General features: G+C 69.0%; 3 protein-coding genes and 1 pseudogene. 1 reads left to right on the top strand and 3 read right to left on the bottom strand.

What is annotated here, in order from left to right; translation table 11 throughout:
• A pseudogene (locus ACIRS4_RS36335) lies at window positions 1–245 on the top strand (chitin deacetylase); the annotation flags it as partial.
• Window positions 246–315: 70 nt separating this feature from the next.
• On the opposite strand, the gene ACIRS4_RS36340 reads toward ACIRS4_RS36335, so the two are convergent.
• The 3 genes from ACIRS4_RS36340 to dapB all read right to left on the bottom strand — a co-directional run.
• Complete coding sequence (locus tag ACIRS4_RS36340) at window positions 316–951, bottom strand: hypothetical protein (protein ID WP_404204250.1); 636 nt, start codon at window positions 949–951, stop codon at window positions 316–318.
• Between the two features lie 67 nt (window positions 952–1,018).
• Window positions 1,019–1,513, bottom strand: coding sequence for a hypothetical protein (locus ACIRS4_RS36345; RefSeq protein ID WP_404204252.1), 495 nt, complete (start codon window positions 1,511–1,513; stop codon window positions 1,019–1,021).
• Window positions 1,510–1,948, bottom strand: a 439-nt coding sequence (dapB, locus tag ACIRS4_RS36350) for a 4-hydroxy-tetrahydrodipicolinate reductase (protein ID WP_404204254.1), incomplete at its 5' end; no start/stop codon positions are given. The genes ACIRS4_RS36345 and dapB, both read right to left, overlap by 4 nt.

A 1,948-nucleotide genomic window follows, 5' to 3' on the forward strand; every position in this document is an offset into this window, starting at 1 on the left:
GATTCGCCAACGGCGAGGAGTTCTTCACCTACCTGAAGGACGCCTTCGACGTGCTCTACGCCGAGGGCGAGGCGGGCGCGCCGAAGATGCTCTCGATCGGCCTGCACTGCCGCATCGCGGGCAAGCCCGCGCGGGCGAAGGCGTTGGAGCGCTTCGTGGATTACGTGCGGTCGCACGACAAGGTGTGGCTGGCCCGGCGCATCGACATCGCCGAGCACTGGCAGCGGGTGCACCCCGCCTCCTGAGCGCGAGACAGGAATGCGGCCCGGAACCATCAGGTTCCGGGCCGCATTCGGTTCGTCACGCGAAAACCACTCAGAGCGTGCCGTTCTCGATATCGGCCTTCACCGCTTCCTGGGAGGCGAGGTGCGCGGCCACGCCGTTGTCCGCGGTGAAATCGATGAGCGGCTGATCGGCGACGAAGGTCAGGTGCTCGTTGACCGTGGTGGTGCCGTCCCCGTTGTCGGTGAAGGTGACCACCTGGTGGGTGGTGACATTGGGGATGTCCCAGGTGTCGGAGGTGTAGTAGTTCTGGTCCGCGTACAGGCGCTGCTCGGCCTGGGTGTGGCCGGGGAAGGTGATCGGCCCCATCGGAATGTCTTCCAGCGCGGTGAAATCGGTGACGCGCACGCCATCCTCGTCGCAGGTGCGGTGGACGATGATGTCCTTGAGGAAGGAGTGGCGGCCCAGGCCGTTGCGGAAGTCGGTGTACACCGACCACACCTTGTCCAGCGGGGCGTCGATGGTGATCGGCAGATCCACCTCGCGCACCGCCCGCGCGTCGGCCGGGTTCTGCTGCTCGGCTTCATAGACCGACCAGCTGAGCTGCCATTCGAGCTTGTAGTCGTTCTCCGACTCGATACAGGACGGCGCGGTGTCCGCGCGCGCCACCGCCGATACCGCCGCAGGTGACCCCATCGTCGCGCAGGCGATGGCCAGCGCATAACCCACCGTGAACCTCACCCGGCGGACTTTACTCCGGTCGCAACCTACCGGCAGGTTTCCTGCGAAACACTGGCTATCGGGAGCCGGTGCGCTCGGCGCGCTCCAAATCGACTGCGCGCTTCATCATTTCGCGCGCCCGGGTGCGGTCCCCGGCATAGTCGTAGGCGCGGGCCGCGCGGTAGCTGGTGCGCCAGTTCTGCGGGTCCGCTTCGAATTCGGCCTTCACCTGCTCGAAAAGCTCATCGGCGGCGGCCTTCTCGATGCGGCCTGAGGGGCGGCGCGGCAGGTCGGAGACGTCGAGCTCGCCGCCCTCCTCGTGCATGCGCCGGGCCAGATGCTGGTGTGCGAACGCGGCGCGGACGCTGGTGCCCACGATCCACACCCCCAGCAGCGGCAGGATGAGCACGCCCAGGCCGAGGCCGATGGCGGCGGGCTTGCCGGAGCCGATGAGGCTGAACGCGATCCGGCCCAGCAACACGAAGTAGAACCCGAGGACCAGCACCAGGGCCGCGATGAAGCCGACCCGCTTGAAGACCTCGCGGCCGTTGTTCGCCTCCGGCGCGCTCACAGGTCGAGCAGCGGGTCGATGCCCACGGTCAGGCCGGGACGCAGCGGGGTCTTGCGCACGCCCAGCAGCACGCCCGGCACGAAGGAGGTGCGGTCGAGCGAGTCGTGGCGGATGGTGAGGGTCTCGCCCTGGGTGCCGAACAGCACCTCCTGGTGGGCGACCAGTCCGGCCAGCCGCACCGAGTGCACGCGCACGCCGTCCACGTCCGCGCCGCGCGCGCCCTCCAGCTCCTGGCTGGTGGCGTCGGGGCTGCGGCCGACACCGGCCTTCTCCCGGGCGGCGGCGATGAGCGCGGCGGTCCGGAAGGCGGTGCCCGAGGGCGCGTCGGCCTTGTTCGGGTGGTGCAGCTCGATGACCTCGACCGAGTCGAAGAAGCGGGCGGCCTGCTCGGCGAACCGCATGCTCAGCACCGCGCCGATGGCGAAGTTGGGGGCG

Origin of the sequence: Streptomyces sp. NPDC101166 (assembly GCF_044768125.1) — a bacterium.
In the GTDB taxonomy this organism is placed as follows: Bacteria; Actinomycetota; Actinomycetes; order Streptomycetales; family Streptomycetaceae; genus Streptomyces.